We start from the raw sequence: 18,621 nt of genomic DNA, 5'->3' as shown, positions 1-18,621 counted from the left end.
CATGAACTATGAACCATGACTGAAAACTACTTACCGCTTGCGTATCTCAATGCTTGGGAATATTGTCCGCGTCGGTTCTACCTGGAATATCAGTTGGGAGAAATGGAGGATAACGAGCATATTCTCCTAGGTCGCCATATCCACCGCAACATTGATGAAGCAGGAATCACCCAAGAGGAAGGCACTGTCATTTATCAGCAGCAGTGGGTGTGGAGCGATCGCTTGCTGGTCAGTGGCATCATTGATGCGGTTGAAGAACATGACGGTGAATTAGTCCCGGTGGAATACAAAAAGGGCAAGATGGCGCAGCACTTGAATGACCATTTTCAACTGTGTGCGGCGGCTTTGTGCTTGGAAGAACGCCTGGGTTGCTCTATTAGTTATGGGGAAATTTTCTACCACGGCAATCGACGACGGCAGAAGGTGATGTTTACTCCTCAACTGCGTGAGGCAACAGAAAATGCGATCGCATCAGCAATACTCACAGCCCAAGGAAAAATGCCTCCACCTATCGACAAGCCCAAGAAGTGTCAGGCGTGTAGCTTGATTGGAATTTGTCTGCCCTTTGAAGTGAAACATCTACTCCGTGAGGTTTGTTAAGCGATGTCTATACTTTATGTGACTCAACCTGAAGCTGTTTTAAGTAAGACTTACGAAGCGTTTACAGTGGCACTTAAGCAGGAGGATGGTTCCTGGAAGAAAAGGTCTGTCCCAGCGCAAACAGTCGAACAGGTCGTCTTGATGGGTAATCCCCAGGTGACGGGAGATGCTTTGGTCTATGCTTTGGAATTGGGGATGCCGATTCACTATCTTTCTGGGTTTGGTAAATATCTCGGTAGTGCTTTACCTGGACACTCTCGCAATGGCCCACTGCGCTTGGCTCAGTATGCGTTGTATCACGATACCCAACGGCGGCTGGAGTTGGTCAAAGCGATCGTTACTGCCAAAATCCACAACCAGCACCTCATCCTCTATCGCCATAAGGTGGGGGATAATCCGCTCAAGTCCCATAAAAAACTGGTGAGGGAGCAAACTACACTCGACCAAGTGCGGGGTGTGGAAGGACTGGCGGCTAAAGATTATTTTGCCTGTTGGGATGCCCTATTGAAAGAACCTTGGTCATTCCCGCGACGCAATCGTCGTCCTCCCACTGACCCGGTTAACTCCTTGTTGAGTTTTGCTTATGGACTGTTGCGGATGCAGGTGACGGCGGCGGTACACTTGGCGGGATTAGACCCGTATATTGGCTACCTGCATGAGGTGCATCACGGACAGCCCTCAATGGTGCTTGACCTGATGGAGGAGTTCCGTCCGTTAGTTGCGGATAGCTTGGTGCTATCGGTGTTGAATCATCGCGAACTCCAGCCGGAGGACTTTACGGAAAGTTTGGGCGCTTATCGTTTGTCGGAGTCGGGACGCAAGACATTTCTCCAAGCGTTTGAGCGTAAGATGAACGACGAGATTAAGCATCCGGTGTTTGAGTATCGCTGTACCTATCGACGAGCGGTTGAGTTACAAGCACGGCTGTTGAGTCGTCATCTGCAAGAGGGTGTCCCTTATAAGCCTTTGGTCTTGCGTTGAGTTCATTGGGCGCTTGGCGGGTTAATGGTTCATTGCTCATTGTTCGTTGCTATGAACCATTAACCATGAACTATCAACGATGAGCTATCAACGATGAAGAACACTCTCTTTTACCTGATTATCTACGATGTACCGGATACGAAAGCCGGGAATAAGCGGCGCACGCGGTTGCACAAACTGCTTTCTGGTTATGGAAAGTGGATGCAGTATAGTGTGTTTGAGTGCTTTCTGGATGCCATGCGGTTTACTTCGCTGCAAATCTCTATTGAGAAGCTGATTAAACCCGAAGAGGATTCGGTGCGAGTTTATGTCTTGGATGCGGGGGCAGTGAAGCGCACGATTACTTACGGTTCGGAACAGCCTCGCCAAGATCAAACTATCATCCTTTGACACTCCCCGGTCTTTCATACACGGGGATTCTTCATTCGTCGAGTCCACTTGCTTAAAGCTCCTTGCGGTACTTTAAGTAGAGGTGGTTCTCTCCTGAAGCGTTACTTCCCGGATGCCCTCCGGTAGTTGCATTGCTGCAAAATTTGTTTGAGTTAATTGCTAGTTGTCTAGTTCCTGTGAATCTTTTACCTACTTTCAGGCGGCTCAACTATTAAGTTGAGCGACTAGAACAACAAAGTAGAACCCATGATTCAATTGTCAAGGTACAGCGTTACCGTTTAGGTACTAGGGTTTTTTAACAGGTTGATTACCCCACCTGTTCTCGGAAATGGTAGTACGTTGTAACTACCATGTCAACGAGAAAAAGACCAAAAGTTTATCAATAAAGGCTTACTGAAGACGAATGACAACAACTAGATTCTCACGCTCAATCCAGACAAATTTCTGCCGCAAAAGTCTTACGCGAGTTGATCAAAACGCTTCCTCTTGCAGGATAAATCCTGCAACTCGCTTTCATCCCCGGTCTGAAGACACGGGGTTTTCAGCGTATTACCTTATAATTGGGTAAGCGAAAATTTTCGTAAGGCAAAGCGGGGGTGAATTTCCGAGGGGTCTCACGAAAAAGGCTAGAACCTTGACAACTGAAGAGTTTGAGCATTTTCAGTTGCTCAGTAAATGCGAAGTGTTTGCAATAAGCGTGGCTGAAATGAGGGTAAAAAAGAGACTTACGAAAAGCCTCTGTAGAATCCTCCCGCTGTATAAGTTTCAGACGGCGGGCTTTCCACGCACTAAATCCCCGCAAGGGGACTGAAACCTTTAGACCAAGCTGAAATTAACGAGATATTGAGACTTTCCACGCACTAAATCCCCGCAAGGGGACTGAAACGTTAAATGAAATATGTCTTTTAATCCAACCGAGATTGCTTTCCACGCACTAAATCCCCGCAAGGGGACTGAAACATCGGGTGGGGACTTCCCCTTGCATTGCTACAATACTTTCCACGCACTAAATCCCCGCAAGGGGACTGAAACGGTGGGCGATCGCGTTGATCATGTCTTAGACACAATCTTTCCACGCACTAAATCCCCGCAAGGGGACTGAAACTTGTTAGCAATCACTTCTCCTTCATCCCGTAGCTGCGCTAGCTTTCCACGCACTAAATCCCCGCAAGGGGACTGAAACGCCAACCAGTTGTACCAAGTGCCATCTGATTTGATGCTTTCCACGCACTAAATCCCCGCAAGGGGACTGAAACATACAAGGCTTGCAGCAATTATTGAATCAAGATTGAACCTTTCCACGCACTAAATCCCCGCAAGGGGACTGAAACAATAAAGACTTTGCCTGAGAATAAAATCTTTACTCTCTTTCCACGCACTAAATCCCCGCAAGGGGACTGAAACCGATCGCTTTCTCTGCATTCTGCCATGGGGATTCTGCTTTCCACGCACTAAATCCCCGCAAGGGGACTGAAACAAATCGATTAGGGGAGTAACTGATGGAACCATTTGACTTTCCACGCACTAAATCCCCGCAAGGGGACTGAAACTTTGATTAAAGTTAGCCGCTTGCTCACTTACGGGATGAACCTTTCCACGCACTAAATCCCCGCAAGGGGACTGAAACGTGAGCATTGTTGCTATGGGGTGAAGTGGCGTGAAGCCTTTCCACGCACTAAATCCCCGCAAGGGGACTGAAACTATTGGTAAGGAATTTAGTCGCGATAAAGTGGCTAATTTCTTTCCACGCACTAAATCCCCGCAAGGGGACTGAAACATTGAAGGTCAAGGATTTAATGAGCGGGCTGTCCAGCTCAATCCTTTCCACGCACTAAATCCCCGCAAGGGGACTGAAACAATTCCCGGCAGTGGTTGGGGATGCGTGGTTTGTCGTTTGCTTTCCACGCACTAAATCCCCGCAAGGGGACTGAAACTAGCCCCTTAATCGCCAATCACCTATTTGCTGGACTTTCCACGCACTAAATCCCCGCAAGGGGACTGAAACTCTTATTGCCGATGGGGGTGCATCTACCCATCACCTTTCCACGCACTAAATCCCCGCAAGGGGACTGAAACGATTCAACCATTATTTGATTAGTCCTTACTCAAATTATCAGGACTTTCCACGCACTAAATCCCCGCAAGGGGACTGAAACTAGATATTGAATGGCTGAAGCAAATCTACGCCGAAGAGACTTTCCACGCACTAAATCCCCGCAAGGGGACTGAAACATGTGAGATATTGACTCCCATGAACCTCTTTGTCCTGACCTTTCCACGCACTAAATCCCCGCAAGGGGACTGAAACACCGGATACTAACAGCCTCAAGTAATATGCTCTCAGCCTTTCCACGCACTAAATCCCCGCAAGGGGACTGAAACTGGGAACACTGCCAACTGTCTCGCCTCACTTCGGAGCTTTCCACGCACTAAATCCCCGCAAGGGGACTGAAACACAAAAATTGGCTATTGCCCTCGCCAAGGAATCCCTACTTTCCACGCACTAAATCCCCGCAAGGGGACTGAAACTCCACAGAGCTGCTTTCTTGGGAGTGATTCGTCTCAGTAAGGGCTTTCCACGCACTAAATCCCCGCAAGGGGACTGAAACGTTTTATTTAAATACAGTCCCAAAATACCTTGAAGCTTTCCACGCACTAAATCCCCGCAAGGGGACTGAAACATCGTATTGTGAAGTTGTGCGAGGTCTATCTCGGACTTTCCACGCACTAAATCCCCGCAAGGGGACTGAAACAATTGAGGCTCGATAATCGTTGAAGTGATTTCTGTAAACTTTCCACGAACCAAATCCTCGCAAGGGGACTGAAACGCATTAAAGTGCATTTAATGCACACGGCTATTCGACTTTCCACGAACCTAATCCCCACAAGGAGACTGAAACCTTGTCGTCTCCTTGTGCATCGAATGCACACGTCCAGCTTTCCACGAACCTAATCCCTGCAAGGGGGCTGAAACCCCTCTGGCTCGGAAGTTGGGGGCAGGTGTTCGCCTTTCCCTTTCTACGAACCTAATCCCCCACAAAGGAACCGAAAGACCAAAAGGCAAGCCATGTCTTCCCCCTTCACATCGCACCACTTAACCGCCCAGCCAACCCCGTATACCGCCTTTGGTCTTTCACCTGATTCAGTGCCATCGCCACCGCCTTCTTCGGTCCCACAATCACCGCCAACTTCTTCGCCCTCGTCAACCCCGTATAAAGCAAATTGCGAGACAGCATCAAATAATGCTGCGGAAAAAGCGGCAACATCACCACCGGATACTCACTCCCCTGTGACTTGTGAATCGTCACTGCCCAAGCCAAATCAACTTCGTTCAAGTCCGCATAATCATAAGTCACCATACGTTGGTCAAACTGAACCCTAACTTCTGAGTCCTCTGAATCAATTGCCACAATCACCCCCAAATCCCCATTGAACACCTCCCGCTCATAATCATTCACCCTTTGAATTAAGCGATCGCCAACTCGTAACGTTATCCCACCTCGCACCACCTCCGCTGAATCCGAACGAGCCGGATTGAGCAGGTTCTGAAGTACTTGATTCAAGTTACGAGTCCCCACAACTCCCCGTGTTAACGGACACAACACCTGCACGTCTTGAATCGGATTAAACCCCAACTGGGGAATCAAATCAGTCAGCAACTCTTGTATTCCCTGCACCCCATATTCCGGTTCCGGCGCTCCCAACCACAGACAATCTGAGCGTGGAGTTAGGGAAACCGATTCCAACAGAGGAAATTTCCCTTGGTTAATCTGATGAGCATTCAAGACAATCTGACTCGATTGCGCTTGACGAAACACTTGTGTCAGTCGAACTACAGGCACACAGTTTGACGCCATCAAGTCCCGTAGCACATTCCCAGGTCCAACAGACGGCAGTTGGTCAATGTCTCCGACTAATAGCAGTTGAGCTTCTGGAGGCACAGCTTTTATCAAGGAGTAAGCTAAGAACAAATCCAGCATTGAAGCTTCATCAACCACAACGGCATCTACCTTCAAGGGATTAGCAGCATCGTGTTTAAATCCCATCGTCTTGGGTTCAAACTCCAAGAGGCGATGCAAGGTAGACGCGGGTTGTCCTGTCATCTCACTCAAGCGTTGGGCAGCTCTTCCCGTGGGTGCCGCTAGAGCAATTGACTTTCCCATCGCTTTCCAAAGCGCAACAATTGTACGAGTGGTGAAGGTCTTACCGCAGCCTGGACCTCCTGTTAGGACTAGCACTCGTTCTGATGCCGCCATCTCCACGGCCCGCTGTTGTTGTTCACTCAGTTCGATTCCTGTTTTTGCTCGGAAACGTTCTAACCAATTGCGGACTCGTGGTAAGTCAACTGTAATTGGGCGAACCAGCAGTTGCCTGAGTTGTTGAGCGAGGTTCTGTTCGGTTTGGAAGAAGGCGGGTTGATAGCAATGTTGTTGGTCGGGTTTGCCTTGAAGTACCAGTTCTCCCAAGGTTCCCATCTTTTGGATTAAAGACGCGATCGCATTCGCTTGGGGTTGATGCTCGTCAATGGCTAATCGTTTGACTGACTCGTCAACCAGTTCCGCTTCAGGTAAGAAGCAGTGTCCTTCTTCTGCGGCTTCTCCTAGAACATGAACAATTCCAGCTCGATAGCGGAACTCACAACCGGGTTCAATGCCTAAACTCCGTGCTAGGGTATCGGCGGTGACAAAGCCAATGCCGTAGATGTCTGCGGCTAACTGGTAGGGATTGGCACTGACAATCGCGATCGCTTTTTCTCCATATTGCTTGAAAATCTTGACGGCGTAGGTGGTGGAGACTCCATGTCCTTGCAGGAAGACCATCACTTCTTTGATGGCTTTCTGCTTTTCCCAGGCACTTTGAATCATTTTCACCCGCTTTTGGGCGATTCCTGGTACTTCCAAGAGGCGTTCAATCTGGTTTTCGATGATGTCGAGGGTGTCAAGACCAAAGTGGGCGACGATGCGCTTGGCAGTGACGGGACCGACTCCTTTGATTAAACCGCTGCCTAGGTACTTCTCGATGCCAGTGAGGGTGGCGGGTTTGGTTTCTTGGTATTGAGAAACTTGGAACTGGAGTCCGAACTTGGGATGGTCGCGCCAGATGCCCAAGAGTTTTAAGGTTTGTCCGGCTTCGATTTGGGCAAAGTTACCGATGATGGTTACTAAGTCTGGGGTACGGGGGACTTTGAGGCGGGCAACGGTGTAGCCGGATTCGGCGGCATGGAAGGTTATCCGCTCAACGATTCCTTCTAGAGATTCCAATTGAGGAGTGCTGGTTGAAGACATGATTTCATCACTTCGTTTCAAAACCTGTGTCGAGAGGTGGCACCCAGTAGCTTTGAACTCTTGCTCTCTTGGTTTGCTTATACCGAGTGGCATTCAAAGATAGTAGCCCTGTACGTTGGGGAGATGGGGGGGAAGAGAAAGTACTACGTTTGACCGCAACTTGGTGTTAAGTTCTCCCCCACCCGAAAGACACTCATCATTGGTCAAAACTGATAGACCAACTACTTGGAAAGCGCTGCCATGAACTGCTCTCGCTCAACAGGGCTTAACTGCTGTACCTGTTGCAGTAAATTTTGCCAGCGTGGACTAGCTTCCACCTGAGGCTCAGGCACTGGAGAAGGCTCAAACAACAACTCCGAGATTGCCTCTTCAATCGGTCGTCGCTTCTCTTCAGGAGTACAACGCTCATACATCTGGCGTAGCGTCTCAACCTTATGCCCCATCGCATACGCTAATGACTGAAATTGGGCATCATTGAGTTGGACTTGATACGCCCAAGTCGCCCAGATGTAGCGCATTGTATGAGGCGTAATTCGCTTACCAATCAAGCGATGCGAGGTAGTGTCAAATGAGCCAGCAAACCCTGACCGATCGGCAAGAGTACCAAGTTTGGGTGCGACCAGCACATAGCCCCATGACCACACGGCTGCATTATTACCCGTTGGCAGACAGCAGGCATCACCTGGATTGAATTCAGCGCGTCCACTTGTCACCCATCGCCCCCGGCAACCGATAAGTTCTGGCTGCCACCAATCATAAATTCTTGAGTTTCTGTAACCGACTGGCAGGAACCAGCCGTACAAATAGCGTTCCAAGTAATCATAAAAGCAGCTACCATCAGCGAACTGGCGATTGGGTATCACAATTGATTGTGCCCCGTGAGTTTTGCGAGTTTTGTACTGCTGAACGTCCAGCACCCAGACCCCTTCGGGATAGTGCTTTTTCTTATGGACATAGGTTTTGTAAAGATAATTATCCTTAATCGTTCCGTCCCGACGTTTTTCACGCACCTCACAAGGTGGCAGGGGATGGTATAAACCATTTTGTGGCACTCCTTCCGGACGGGTAATTGGGCAGGAAAGAGCAATTCTTGCTGTGCGATACTCTTGTTGTCGTCTGGCTGGAAGATCGGCAAGGAATGACCACTTTAAGTAATGCTGATGACTTTCGGCAATTACGAAGCCCCTACGGAATAGCCCGCGACTGGTTCTCGGTCGGCATTCAATACGCAAGGGTTCCACAATCTTTGCCCTGACAACCGCCAGCGCCGTCTCACCCTCCTGTGTATCCGGCCACTTTTTCTCAAAATCCGAGACCGACTGCCGATTTTTCGTCCACTCGGCGATTTCCTTTCTCACTTTCTCCAGGTGATTGTTCAGCAGTTTGATTAGAGGAATCTGCTCATAATCACCTTCAGTCTCCACCTCATCTGTGTAGAGAAACTTGGCTAAGGCGCATAGCGCACCGAGCTTATTGCGTCTAGTTCGTGGACTTTTCGAGTAGAGGACTTCTCTTAAGAAAGAGAAATAACGAAACAGCCAAGTTTCAAGGGTTTGCTTGTGCTGTTTCCAAACTTTTTCCTGTTGTCTGGTCGTGAGACCTTCTAAGTCATCTAGCGTCACTAGCTTGAGCAATTGTGACAAGCTCAGTTGCTCAAGCTCAATTGGTGGCGTTTGGTAACGATAGAACCAGCCCAGCATTAGACGTATATCCTTGATGTACTCACAGGCTGATGAGTCTTCAATTGGGTCAATGATTCGACTTGGCCACTCCGGTTCGGTCAGGAATTGGAAAAATTTATCCAGTTCCTTTTGCAAAGCCACAGGTGTCTCTTGGGGTTTAAGCTGATATTTCAGTTGTCGCATCCGGCACTCCCTCAGTGGGGTGTTGGAGGTATCGCCATAGGGATTTTTCAAGATTGGACAGCACTGAGCCTTCACATGAGCCTTCCAGGAACCTTGAGAAGGCCACCACTCTTGAGACTTACTCCAGCTCAAAAACTGGTTAAAACGGTTGCCATAAGTATTTTGGGTAGCAATGGACGCTTTTTGATTTTCAAAAGCCTGCTGTAGCGTAGTCGGCGCACTAAGCAGTACCTCGACTCCTAATGTTTGCAAAAATTGTTGCGCTGAGGTGGAGTCAGCCAAGGTCATCTTTCTCCCCTGGGTTGTTCTTTTGAAACCTAATTGTGAGGCAAAAAATCGAAGAGTAACACTGCGAAGTTCATTGATAATTCGTTCAGCTTTTTCCTGAGGATGGGTAGCTCTCACGTCTTCTTCGTATAGCTCAATGGCTTGCCAGCAAGTCAAAGATTCTTTCATAATAAATGTCTCCTTGAGTTGATTAAGGACTGTTCATTTCACTTCAGGTCTTATTTAAGAACTAAGCGGTAATTGCTTATACTTTCTCAAGCCATCGAAAATTATTCTCATTCAGTAAGCTCTAGATATTATTTATTATAAAATCAGCTTCTTGCTACAAAAGCTAACGAATTCTGCCCTCGCAAGCGCAATTTATTAAATAAAAGTCAGACCTTTATTTTGCAAGGCATTCCAGAATGAACTTCAAGCAATTTCTCAATAAATAAATCAAGAAAGCTCAATAAATAAGAGCTATTAAATAATTGCTAAATCCTTAGTTTCATTGGTTTATTAAATGCTTTAATTTAAAGGGGAATGCCTTAAAATCTGGAGATTGGTAATTTTAGCTCCTATTTAGTAGCTCACTTCCTCTACTTCAAGAAGCAGAAACTCTAATCAGACTCAGTTTTCAGCTCAACAATTGTGAGCAGACCGCGACCAATTCGCTCAATAAGTTCACTTCGAGAAATGTTTAGCTGTTTGCTGAACCGCGCCAATCCGAGCTGAGCCGTTGGCGTAATACTGAAAGAAACAGGTTTTTTGACTTGATCATGGCTTTCTGGCTGTCCCCGCATTGATTTCACACCTTTGCAGCTCGGCTTTTTCTCGTAGTCTTGGCGTGGTCTTCCCTTTCTTTTGGTTTTTTTTGGTTTAGGCATTAGGGCAACAAAGATTTAGCTTTGAGTATTTGATACCAAGCGGACAAGGGTGTCTATTCTGAGTTCCTATCATTTGGGACAAGTTCTACGTCTTCTATTGCGAAGTCACCATAAGTGTCGTTGGCGAACTTTAACCGACATTGATTTTCATTGAGGGAAACAACCACGCCAACTGCCCCCCCTAACTTCCGGCGATCATAGACTAATACTTCAGCGCGATCGCCTATTTGTGAGGGTGGAATGACTTCGGGAACTGGAGCAGATAAGACTTCATCGCTGAAACTTAAAACTGGCTCATTCTCGACGAATCGTGCATTGTATTCGTCATCGGTCATGGTCATCCAGTCAGAATGTGGTAAGTCGTCTCTTGATGCTGCCTCTTCCTCCTGTGCCTCTTCCTCCTGTGCCTCTGCCCAGCGCTCTGCTTCCTCCATCAAGACCGATTCCCCCGACTCCCAAAAAAGTTGCATACTGAGCCGAACTTCTAAAGCTTTGCGTTGTTCAGGCGACAAATTTCGCCCTTGTGCAGCCAAGTCTATTGCTTGCCATTTGGCTTTTTCTCGCGCTTTAGCCGTGAGCTTGAGTCGAAGACCAACCAAGGAGAAATCCTTATTCGGTTTTGCCACGAATTCTGTCGGGGCTTTCACCTCTTGTGTGGTTGGTGAGGCGGGTGAGGATGCCGAATTGTCAAGAATATCCCCCCCAGTCCCCCCCTGTTCCGGATTAAAATCTGCTGCCCCTTGATGCCCTTGGGGGGCATCTGGGGCAGACAGTGCATCATAAACCTTCATATAGGGGGGGGGTGTAGGATTTTTTTGTGAATCCCCTAGTGATGAGGCTTCTGGCGTTTCTATAAGAAAATCTGATACGGTGTCATCGGCTTTTTTTGACTCGGTTGAATCGCCTGAAACCTTTTGTTTCTCGTCTAGTACACACCCCGCTTTGCGATATTTTGGATGCCACAACGGTAAATAGTTTGGCTTATGTAACGTTGTTTTGCTGACGGTAGTACCGAATAGAGCTTTTGTGGTTTGCGCTATGGTGAGCGCTCTGGCCGTGGCAGTGGTGGGTAGGGTGTTTGTCGCTTCGAGGTGCGCGATCGCTTCTTTTACCCGCTCCATCGCCTTGGCACTACGCTCCTCATTGATGGCGTTACGGAAAGGAACTACATTGTTCGCACCACCTGAGTTGGTAACTTCGTCGTAAGTTTCGGAGTAGGTCGCTTTTCGTTGGGGAATGCTGCAATAGGGTGTATAGAATTGGTTCTTTTCGGTGGTATGAACCCACTCGGCTGCTCTGTGTCTGATTTCTTGTTGATGGCGACAATACTTTGCGTAGCCTGGGGCATTGATCGCCGTTTCCACAACATAGTCAATTAGAGCGGGACTACTTAAGCCCTTCCACACAATGCCGTAACAGGTAATATCTTTGAGCAAATCGTTTGTCTGAGCAAGACCTGTCCACCCTTGAGCGATGCGACTTTCTAAATGCGGCTTCCACTCGTGCTTTTTGCTACTGGCACTCCGATTGTAGAAGGTGGCTTTTTGACGTGAAACGGCGATCGCTTCTTTCAACTTCTCCATGTCCTGCTTTGTTGTGTGCATAGAAGCCACATTCAGGAAATGGGAAATGTCGTTGGTTATGGGTTGGAGGTCTGCATCCAGCAGGTAGGAATCAGATTGAAGTGGGAGTCGATGACCGTTGTAGTTAGTGAATTTCTCTTCGCTGTAGGCTTTTACATTGGGGAAGATTTCTAGCTGTCCACTGCCCAGTTGTAAGCCTTCATCCAGCAGGGCAAACTTCATCGCACAAGCTAATCCAAAAGTGGGTACTGGCTCTGGTAAGAAGAAGTAAATGTGCAACCCGCCACTCTCACTAGAGCGGACGAACATATTGCGACATAATCCAATCTTCTCGGCGGCTCCAAGGACGGCTTGAAAGTTCTCTAAATTATTTTCGGGGTGGTAAGAGCTGCCGTGATCGATATCTATAAGTGCGTAGCGAGTCTCAGAACCAAACCGCAACCCAAGAATCATGTTTGGGTCTAGGTACATTTCCCAGAGATTTCGGGGCTGAAGGGGGTAGCGATTCTTTGTCGTCCACTGGGTCTTTTCCCCCGGCTCTGGCACCGGGGCAACGAGAAAATCCCACGGATGATTGAAGAAGTTACAAAATCTCGCTCCTACTGGGTCGGCTGGTAGTGGGGGTGACTTTCTTCTAAGAGCAGCTTTTTTAGCCGATGCAACCATAAAATACTCCAACGCTTGTGTAGGACAGCGTGGAGCGAGTTAGAGGCAACCTAGCCCAAGATTCCTTCAAACTATAGTGCATAGATTGAAACCTTGGTACAATGGAACCTGCGGGGTATCCCACTCGGTTTTTACAGTCAGCACGGTGTCAAGATTTGCTTGGCGGCGAAAAACTTTTACCGTACTGTCTGGTTGGTGGCTCTACCCGCAACCACTATTTGATTCAGTCTGGTTTTCGGAAAATCGAGACGGATTTGCCTCACCCGAACTTAGTAAAAGCTTACACTGTGTCCCTTAAACAAGTTAAGTGCCGCTTTTCCCTAAGAAAATAATAGCAGGATAGATGCGCCAAGTTAAACAAAATTTTGAGATAAGGCGGACTAACCTGGCATAAGGAGCGGTGACATGGATCTTCAGTCGAAAGAAAAGAATAAATTTCCCAGGTTAATCAAGGAAATCCGCAGCCGCCGAAAACTCACGCAAATAGCCCTTGGAAAACTTTTGTCTCCACCAGTCACTCAGCAGTCAGTGACTCAATGGGAGCATAATAAATACGTCCCTGATAGGAAATATTGGCCTCAGCTAGCCGAGCTAGCCGAGATGGACTTGGGGGAATTTTATGAATATATCGAAAATGGTCTGACTTCAAAGCCCAGCTCACCACTGGAGGAAATACTCGACAAGATTAAAAGTTTAGATCCAAAAGAACTAGAGGTCGTTACTCAAGCGACTGCCGAACGATGGGTTTCGTTAGGAGATGTCAGCTACACGGCAAACAAGCAACATCTTGCTTTACTCAAAAGAGGGGCAGATGTCTGGAATCGATGGCGACAGGAAAATCCTGCCATCAAACCTGTACTTAGCGGAATAGATTTAAACTTGGAAGGTTGCATTGATCTTTCCGACTACAATCTGGAGAAGGCTGACCTCCAGGGAGTTAGCGGCAACGAAATTAAATTTAGTAGGGCGAAGCTGAATTGGGCAGACCTCAGCGGAGCGGTACTAAGGTTGGCAAATTTTGAGAATGCCACGATGATTGGGACAAAACTTCTCAATGCCGAACTCACCGAAGCCCACTTTCATAGCACCCACCTCCAAGGTGCTGACTTGAGTCAGGCTAATTTAGAAAGAGCCACGCTGATTGCTACCCACCTCATGCAAACCAATCTCAGTGGAGCTAACTTAACTCAAGCTGACCTTAGGTACTCAGTGATGAGTGAAACCAACCTAGAAAAAGCCATCCTTAAAAACTGCTTGGTTTATGGGACTGCTGTTTGGAGAGTGAGACTCGATCAAGCCAAGGAGTCAGAACTCGATACATCACCCAGAACACCCACTCAACTTGAGGAAGGAATCTTCTCAGACTCCCTTGAACTCGCACACATTCTTGATTCTATTAGTACCAAACCTCAACTCTACGAGAAGCTGAAACAGCGCATTAAGGATGAAGAACAGGCTATAGAATACGCTCAATCCCTTGTAGAGAATTACGGTGAAGACCAATTTAATGGCTCTCGCATCTATATCGCACCGGAGGGGAATTATCATATTCTCAGCTCTCTCGGCGACTTAGTAGTGACAGCGCCAGACTCCTCTTACTCTCTTATTTCGAGGGACAGGAAGGGCAAGATTAGCAGCAACCTTAGACCAGGCGATGTCAATAATCTCAAAGCTCTGCTTGAATTTAAGACTAAACCGAAAGCCTCTTCCCAACCGGAGCAGAAGAAACGAAACTCAAGACCGTATACAGGTAGCAAGGGGTAAGTGACGGAAACTGTCAGGAAGTGCCAACAACCTGGCTAAGCCCCCGTCAGAAGACCAGTCTTTATCTTGGCTTCGAGCGGTCTAGGGTGTGCGTCAACTGTCGTCATCGTCTTCATCTAGGTTTGTTTTCTCTAGTTCTTTCAGCAAGACTTCTGCGACTTCTTTCTGTGTGGCTATCTCTTGAGTGCTAGCGTCAGTGAGAGTTGTACCCTTGAATGCACCACGTTTCTTTTCCTGGTCGTTCAAAGAGGCGATCTGTCGCCTTAGTGCTTTTTTATCACTTCTGCTGCTTCACCCTCCTTTTGAATGAGTTGAAATCGACCACGAGTTAGTTGCTCAATGAGGTCTGACTTACTCAGGTTGAACTTCTTGGCTATTTTGTCAAGCTCATCTATTGCCCAAGGGGTGAGGGAAAACGTCGTTCTTGCCTTTCGTTGACCCCACTTGAGAGGGCGTCCGGATTCACCGCCTTTTTCACCTGGCATAACTTTTATTTGACTAGCTCCGTCTTTCTTGACGAGGATTATAGCCATAATTCTGCCATTTCTCTAATTTGATCAATTGCATTTGTTATGTACATAATATAAATGGAATTATAAGCCGCGCTTGTGTAAGCGAAAATAATACAAGCGCGGCTCACCCCAAATGTTCATAGAGGTTCCTTAATCATGCCAAAAAATCAACCCTTGCCAAAGTACCTGGCTCGTAACTCTCATGCCTATCAGGAAGCCCTAGATGATTTCGGCATCACTGACCTACTAGAAAAGCTGAGTCATTTTAAAGATGCCAATTTTGAGGCTCAGTGGCTGCACCTGGAGCCAGAAGAACTCGACTCTTTAGCGGCAATACTCATCCAGCAGTTAACTAATAGCCTTAACGGCAAGCTTATCGGCAGTTATTTGAATACCATCCGCCACGGCAACTCTGATGTGTTCTTTAGTCCAATTAGCCTCGAATTTCCTTCGTCAGTAAGCTTGCCCTCTGGCTTCCCAGATAGCGCACAGATACCTCGCTTCTTGTACGGGGACAAAGTTCGCTTAGTTCCAGTCAGCAGCGAACCCGAATGGGGAGTGGTGATTGGGCGCTTCTACAGCTATGCCTGCCACCGCTGTCACTGGATGTGGCGTTACATCTTGTGGCTCGACAACGCAAGCTTTAGTGCTTCTTGGGTAGCTGTCTCTACCGCTTGGGAGGAAGACTTACAGCCCTACGTCGAGGAGGTTTAATGAGAAATCCCCACCCCCTTGGTGAACGAGAATTAAGGCTAATTGAGCTTTTTGCTAACCACCAACCAGAAATGACACCCCGGCAATTCTACTCAAAATGGGCAGTCACTTATGCTCAGATGGCACAGCTATGCCGATGCGACATCGTTACAGTCAATCGGTGGTTTCGGCGAGGGCGCAACTATCAACCGCCCAGGCATTACCACAAATGCTATCTGGCGCTCGCTGATATCTTTTTGGAGTCCTACGAAGACATCCCAGACACACTGCTTTTACGCCTCTGTCCTGGTCGCTAAGAAAGCGCGGCAGCAGAAATTAATTTATCTGTCAAGAAAATAATGTCGTTTTTTCGCTAGTCCGTCCTTGATTAGGGTGAGTACAGTTCATTCGCGGTTGGCAACCCAATCCGCGACGAATAGCGAACCAAGCCCCTTGCATTTTTGTTGAGTTGACTTTCATTTGAGTACAAGTTGTGGGCGATCACTTTCAGGGAATAAAGCGATCGCTTTTCCTCAACAAAAAGCGAAAAACTAGTTTATCTACTAAAACTTATGAAGCACCGCGACTGGCTTCGCCTCAATCGTGAAGGCGAGAGGATTTGTGCTGCGATAAGGCAGCAAGGTTATCACTGTTGCAAACAAACCCGACGACTTTCCTGGAAAGTCATCAAAGAAGGTCACTCCTATATGCTGACTTGGTTACCAGCACCAGTCAGTGACTGGAGCGTCGTTCCCAACGATAGCAACCCAGCACGGGAGCGACTCCTGTCGATTGTACAAGGTGCCAAAAGTGACAAAGGAGTAGAAAACCTGAGTGACAACCCCACTGGAGACTCTACCTACCCTTGGACGATTGTTCGCCTCTTGCCCAACGCTCAGCGCTACATCATTGCACGCTTTCACAACCGCCAAGATGCCTCAGACCACCTCAGGTTTTTACATCGTTTTATGCCAGCGGCTGAGTTCGAGATTTTCTTTGATGTACCCGACTCCCAAAATCGCCCTGACCCAGAAGGTAAATAAGAATGGTTTTTCAGGAGTATCTTGCTTAATCACCAGATTGTTTTCTTCAAGGAGTATTTGGGCAGACAGAAAATAGAGAGTCCTTGACTTTCGCCGATGGCTCACCCTTACCCGCTCACACCAGATCAGCCAGCAAATCTGAAATCTCACCCTGAACATTCTGCCGATTGTCGTCATAGATCATCAACGTGTTCAGATTGGCGTGACGGCTCAACTTTTGCACTCGACGCACATCCCCGCCCGTCGCATCAAGCGCCGCTGTGATGCCGCTGTGCCTGATTCTGTGGGGTGACAACTTTTTGCTAAGTCCAGCGGCTAAGGCAACCGCATCAACAAGTCTGTAGATTGATGTTCCACTCAACCGATGCCCGTAGCTTACTCGGTCAAGCGCAATGAATAGTGGCTGGTTGATATCCAGCTCTTTTCGAGTCTGCAACCAGTCAAGAATTGCGTCTACTGTCGGTCGGCTCAAGCTCACAGCTTCCTTCTGACTCCCCTTCCCCTTGCCCAGAATTAGGAGTGCCCGCCCGTCTAGGTCTAAGTCTTTGATGTCAGCAAGACTTATTTCAGATCTTCGGAGCGCATTGTCCCAAAGCAACCGCAGCAGGGCATAATCGCGCTTTCCCTTTAATGTGTTGCGGTCGGGGACACAGAGCATCTTTTTATAAGATTCTTTGCTGATGCCCGTCGTGTCGCGGTAGGGTTTGACCTTTTCACCCTTAATATCTTCCAGAGTGTAGTCACACTTACCTATCTTCCGGGCAAAGTTAACCAGCGATTTGATCGCCGCCAGCCGTCGATTAATGGTTGCTTCCTTTAATCCCCGCTCAATCAGGTGGGCTTTGTACCTCAACACCAGAGCGACTGCCCCAAACCTATCCAACTGGAGAAACTCCTTCACCAACTCCGGCATTGGAAAAGCCCCGGCGATAAACCGGAAGAAGTCTTTTAAGTCCTTCTCATAGGCGTGGCGGGTGTTCAGGCTGCGCTTATCTGCCAAAAGCTCCGCCAGTACGTCCCGCTCCCCAGCTAAGGCGAGGAGGGTGGGCGCGTTCTCACTGTGGGCGAGCTGGCTCGTTGCCATTGGTTTGTGTACGATAATTCACGTTTCCATACTCTAAAGGATACCAGAATCCTAATCAACAATTATGTCTGTCGGTTTGCACATAAGTTGAAAACCGACAGACATAAGGTGAAAATTTTGCACATAAGATGAAATTTTTGGCACATAACTTGAAACGTGATGTTGAGATGCCTTTTCCTGAACTAGACCATGAATATTAGACCTTTTCATCTGGCTTTTGCTGTTACTGACTTGGCAGCTACTCGCCACTTCTACGAAAACATTCTCGGTTGCACAGTCGGCAGAACCTCCGATACCTGGATTGACTTTAATCTATTTGGACACCAACTCACCGCTCACCTATGCCCCAAAGAGCCTGAAGACACCCCAACCAATGCTGTTGATGGAAAGAGTGTTCCGGTTCGACACTGGGGGGTGATTTTGGAGATGGAACAATGGGAAGTTCTGGCAGCAACGCTAAACAACCATGAGATTGACTTTATTATCAAACCCTACATCCGCTTCCAAGGTGAAGTCGGTGAACAAGCCACCATGTTTTTTAAAGACCCCAGTGGTAATGCTTTAGAGTTCAAAGCTTTCCGGCAAGATGAAGCAATTTTTGCTCACTAATAAGCTCTCTAGGGAAAATTTGGAGTGCTGGACTAGTAATGCGACTGGGCACAGCCAACAAGTATGAATCACTACGAACAATCTTCAAGCGTCGGAAATTGTTTGTAGTGATTCATCTACTTTAATCGTCGGGATTTAGGTAGGTTCGCTTGGCTAGACTAATCTCGCCAACGTGAGGCGACAATACCTTGCTTGTCTAGAACCCAGCCCGCTTCGACCTTGACGTGCCAACCTTGGTAAGCCGAATCTTGCAGCCAGCTTTTGCACTCTTCTATGTCAACAACCCGCTCGTCTGGTAACAAGCATTTAACGTCCGAACGCTGCTCAAGGAGTTCGTACAAGTCACTCCATGCCTCGACCCAGCGCATCTCTATCTCACTATTACTCGCCAC

The 18,621-nt window shown here is 47.8% G+C and carries 17 protein-coding genes and 1 CRISPR repeat array; of the genes, 9 read left to right on the top strand and 8 right to left on the bottom strand.

From position 1 onward, the window contains the following. Nucleotides 1-15: 15 nt before the first annotated feature. From cas4 to cas2, 3 genes are all read left to right on the top strand, one after another. The gene (cas4, locus tag AC5JL3_RS10770) at nt 16-600 is read left to right on the top strand and encodes a CRISPR-associated protein Cas4 (protein WP_496074490.1); all 585 of its coding nucleotides are present in this window, start codon (nt 16-18) and stop codon (nt 598-600) included. A gap of 3 nt (nt 601-603) precedes the next feature. Beyond that, a complete protein-coding gene (cas1d, locus tag AC5JL3_RS10765; protein WP_496074489.1) occupies nt 604-1,581 on the top strand; it encodes a type I-D CRISPR-associated endonuclease Cas1d in 978 nt (325 codons plus the stop codon). A 93-nt stretch (nt 1,582-1,674) separates the two neighbouring features. Next, nucleotides 1,675-1,971, top strand: coding sequence for a CRISPR-associated endonuclease Cas2 (gene cas2, locus AC5JL3_RS10760; RefSeq protein WP_496074488.1), 297 nt, complete (start codon nt 1,675-1,677; stop codon nt 1,969-1,971). Between the two features lie 777 nt (nt 1,972-2,748). Next, nucleotides 2,749-4,945: a CRISPR direct-repeat array (repeat unit 37 nt; unit sequence CTTTCCACGCACTAAATCCCCGCAAGGGGACTGAAAC). A 106-nt stretch (nt 4,946-5,051) separates the two neighbouring features. Here the strand turns inward: cas2 and recD2 are convergent. From recD2 to AC5JL3_RS10740, 4 genes are all read right to left on the bottom strand, one after another. Further along, nucleotides 5,052-7,256, bottom strand: coding sequence for an SF1B family DNA helicase RecD2 (gene recD2 / locus AC5JL3_RS10755; protein WP_496074487.1), 2,205 nt, complete (start codon nt 7,254-7,256; stop codon nt 5,052-5,054). Between the two features lie 221 nt (nt 7,257-7,477). Next, nucleotides 7,478-9,577 carry a hypothetical protein gene (locus tag AC5JL3_RS10750; protein ID WP_496074486.1) on the bottom strand — a complete coding sequence of 700 codons (2,100 nt, stop codon included), beginning with the start codon at nt 9,575-9,577 and terminating at the stop codon, nt 7,478-7,480. A 431-nt stretch (nt 9,578-10,008) separates the two neighbouring features. After that, nucleotides 10,009-10,275, bottom strand: coding sequence for a hypothetical protein (locus AC5JL3_RS10745; RefSeq protein WP_496074485.1), 267 nt, complete (start codon nt 10,273-10,275; stop codon nt 10,009-10,011). A 53-nt stretch (nt 10,276-10,328) separates the two neighbouring features. Then, nucleotides 10,329-12,524 (bottom strand): hypothetical protein, encoded by a 2,196-nt coding sequence (locus tag AC5JL3_RS10740; RefSeq protein WP_496074484.1) that lies wholly within the window; start codon nt 12,522-12,524, stop codon nt 10,329-10,331. A 101-nt stretch (nt 12,525-12,625) separates the two neighbouring features. Between AC5JL3_RS10740 and AC5JL3_RS10735 the strand changes: the two genes are divergently transcribed. Both AC5JL3_RS10735 and AC5JL3_RS10730 read left to right on the top strand, forming a co-directional pair. After that, a complete protein-coding gene (locus AC5JL3_RS10735) occupies nt 12,626-12,856 on the top strand; it encodes a hypothetical protein (protein WP_496074483.1) in 231 nt (76 codons plus the stop codon). Between the two features lie 73 nt (nt 12,857-12,929). Beyond that, nucleotides 12,930-14,288, top strand: a complete 1,359-nt coding sequence (locus AC5JL3_RS10730) for a pentapeptide repeat-containing protein (RefSeq protein WP_496074482.1) — start codon at nt 12,930-12,932, stop codon at nt 14,286-14,288. Nucleotides 14,289-14,381: 93 nt separating this feature from the next. On the opposite strand, the gene AC5JL3_RS10725 is transcribed toward AC5JL3_RS10730, so the two are convergent. Continuing rightward, the gene (locus AC5JL3_RS10725; protein WP_496074481.1) at nt 14,382-14,534 is read right to left on the bottom strand and encodes a hypothetical protein; all 153 of its coding nucleotides are present in this window, start codon (nt 14,532-14,534) and stop codon (nt 14,382-14,384) included. A 17-nt stretch (nt 14,535-14,551) separates the two neighbouring features. Further along, nucleotides 14,552-14,821 (bottom strand): ribbon-helix-helix domain-containing protein, encoded by a 270-nt coding sequence (locus AC5JL3_RS10720; RefSeq protein WP_496074480.1) that lies wholly within the window; start codon nt 14,819-14,821, stop codon nt 14,552-14,554. 135 nt (nt 14,822-14,956) lie between these two features. Between AC5JL3_RS10720 and AC5JL3_RS10715 the strand changes: the two genes are divergently transcribed. The 3 genes from AC5JL3_RS10715 (at nt 14,957) to AC5JL3_RS10705 (ending at nt 16,536) form a co-directional block, all read left to right on the top strand. Next, nucleotides 14,957-15,514 (top strand): hypothetical protein, encoded by a 558-nt coding sequence (locus tag AC5JL3_RS10715; RefSeq protein ID WP_496074479.1) that lies wholly within the window; start codon nt 14,957-14,959, stop codon nt 15,512-15,514. Beyond that, on the top strand, nt 15,514-15,810 hold the full coding sequence (locus AC5JL3_RS10710) for a helix-turn-helix domain-containing protein (RefSeq protein WP_496074478.1): 297 nt from the start codon (nt 15,514-15,516) through the stop codon (nt 15,808-15,810). The genes AC5JL3_RS10715 and AC5JL3_RS10710 overlap by 1 nt, the downstream gene beginning before the upstream one ends. Before the next feature lie 255 nt (nt 15,811-16,065). Further along, nucleotides 16,066-16,536: a hypothetical protein gene (locus tag AC5JL3_RS10705; RefSeq protein ID WP_496074477.1), complete on the top strand. Its 471-nt coding sequence runs from the start codon at nt 16,066-16,068 to the stop codon at nt 16,534-16,536. A gap of 115 nt (nt 16,537-16,651) precedes the next feature. On the opposite strand, the gene AC5JL3_RS10700 is transcribed toward AC5JL3_RS10705, so the two are convergent. Beyond that, nucleotides 16,652-17,620: a tyrosine-type recombinase/integrase gene (locus tag AC5JL3_RS10700; RefSeq protein ID WP_496074476.1), complete on the bottom strand. Its 969-nt coding sequence runs from the start codon at nt 17,618-17,620 to the stop codon at nt 16,652-16,654. A gap of 189 nt (nt 17,621-17,809) precedes the next feature. On the opposite strand from AC5JL3_RS10700, the gene AC5JL3_RS10695 reads away from it, so the two are divergent. Further along, nucleotides 17,810-18,229: a VOC family protein gene (locus AC5JL3_RS10695; RefSeq protein ID WP_496074475.1), complete on the top strand. Its 420-nt coding sequence runs from the start codon at nt 17,810-17,812 to the stop codon at nt 18,227-18,229. 158 nt (nt 18,230-18,387) lie between these two features. Here the strand turns inward: AC5JL3_RS10695 and AC5JL3_RS10690 are convergent, their stop codons facing one another. Then, on the bottom strand, nt 18,388-18,621 hold the full coding sequence (locus AC5JL3_RS10690; protein ID WP_496074474.1) for a hypothetical protein: 234 nt from the start codon (nt 18,619-18,621) through the stop codon (nt 18,388-18,390).

The sequence above is a fragment of the Symplocastrum torsivum genome, assembly GCF_059505465.1.
This window is presented reverse-complemented; position numbering and strand designations above follow the sequence as displayed.

What these genes read in the sequence shown, in the direction of transcription:
- AC5JL3_RS10705 (WP_496074477.1), top strand. Translation starts at nt 16,066, where the DNA reads ATGAAGCACCGCGACTGGCTTCGCCTCAATCGTGAAGGCGAGAGGATT.
- AC5JL3_RS10720 (WP_496074480.1), bottom strand. Translation starts at nt 14,821, where the DNA reads ATGGCTATAATCCTCGTCAAGAAAGACGGAGCTAGTCAAATAAAAGTT.
- AC5JL3_RS10695 (WP_496074475.1), top strand. Translation starts at nt 17,810, where the DNA reads ATGAATATTAGACCTTTTCATCTGGCTTTTGCTGTTACTGACTTGGCA.
- AC5JL3_RS10750 (WP_496074486.1), bottom strand. Translation starts at nt 9,577, where the DNA reads ATGAAAGAATCTTTGACTTGCTGGCAAGCCATTGAGCTATACGAAGAA.
- AC5JL3_RS10735 (WP_496074483.1), top strand. Translation starts at nt 12,626, where the DNA reads ATGGAACCTGCGGGGTATCCCACTCGGTTTTTACAGTCAGCACGGTGT.
- AC5JL3_RS10700 (WP_496074476.1), bottom strand. Translation starts at nt 17,620, where the DNA reads ATGGCAACGAGCCAGCTCGCCCACAGTGAGAACGCGCCCACCCTCCTC.
- cas1d (WP_496074489.1), top strand. Translation starts at nt 604, where the DNA reads ATGTCTATACTTTATGTGACTCAACCTGAAGCTGTTTTAAGTAAGACT.
- AC5JL3_RS10710 (WP_496074478.1), top strand. Translation starts at nt 15,514, where the DNA reads ATGAGAAATCCCCACCCCCTTGGTGAACGAGAATTAAGGCTAATTGAG.
- cas4 (WP_496074490.1), top strand. Translation starts at nt 16, where the DNA reads ATGACTGAAAACTACTTACCGCTTGCGTATCTCAATGCTTGGGAATAT.
- recD2 (WP_496074487.1), bottom strand. Translation starts at nt 7,256, where the DNA reads ATGTCTTCAACCAGCACTCCTCAATTGGAATCTCTAGAAGGAATCGTT.
- AC5JL3_RS10730 (WP_496074482.1), top strand. Translation starts at nt 12,930, where the DNA reads ATGGATCTTCAGTCGAAAGAAAAGAATAAATTTCCCAGGTTAATCAAG.
- cas2 (WP_496074488.1), top strand. Translation starts at nt 1,675, where the DNA reads ATGAAGAACACTCTCTTTTACCTGATTATCTACGATGTACCGGATACG.
- AC5JL3_RS10740 (WP_496074484.1), bottom strand. Translation starts at nt 12,524, where the DNA reads ATGGTTGCATCGGCTAAAAAAGCTGCTCTTAGAAGAAAGTCACCCCCA.
- AC5JL3_RS10745 (WP_496074485.1), bottom strand. Translation starts at nt 10,275, where the DNA reads ATGCCTAAACCAAAAAAAACCAAAAGAAAGGGAAGACCACGCCAAGAC.
- AC5JL3_RS10715 (WP_496074479.1), top strand. Translation starts at nt 14,957, where the DNA reads ATGCCAAAAAATCAACCCTTGCCAAAGTACCTGGCTCGTAACTCTCAT.